1 protein-coding gene is annotated in these 540 nt (G+C 74.6%); it reads right to left on the bottom strand.

Going from position 1 to position 540, the window contains the following annotated elements:
* Positions 1–123: 123 nt before the first annotated feature.
* On the bottom strand, positions 124–540 hold a 417-nt coding region (locus tag U1T56_RS24480; protein WP_418162083.1), incomplete at its 5' end, for a transposase.

The raw sequence follows: 540 nt of genomic DNA on the forward strand, positions 1-540 counted from the left end.
CGGCTCGCGCTCGGGCCACGTCAGCGTGACCTCGGCCGGATGGACCTGCGGCATCGGCAGGATGGCCACCGCACAAGGAAGCTGGCGCTCGGCAAGGCCGCCGCGGAACTCGGCCGCCCCGCCCTACGCCGCGTCGGCCAAAATGCAGCCGAACCGGGCGCCCGCGGCCAGCACGCGGTCGATCTCGTCGAGGGCGATCCGCCACTTCGGCCGGTACCCGATCCCTTCTGGCGCACCGACACGCGCCAGCCGCTCGGCGTCGGCGCCCCAGCCCTCGGGCAGGAACAGCCGCAGCCCGATACGGACCGGCACCTCGGCCTTGGCCAGGGTGAGCGAGACCAGCGACTGGCAGTTGGCGCGCTTGCCGAGCTCGCCGCAGTACTGGCGCTGGACACCGACCGAGTGCCGCCCCGCTCGACCGGGGCGGCGATCACCGGCACCGCCGCCGGCCCACCGACGAGCCGGTCGGCGGCGCGCACCAGCTCGTCTTCGAGCGGGGCCGTGGCCCAGGGCGAGGTCGAGACGCAATGATGGAGCTGC

The sequence above is a fragment of the Benzoatithermus flavus genome, from assembly GCF_037908215.1.
GTDB classification, from domain to species: domain Bacteria; phylum Pseudomonadota; class Alphaproteobacteria; order Geminicoccales; family Geminicoccaceae; genus Benzoatithermus; species Benzoatithermus flavus.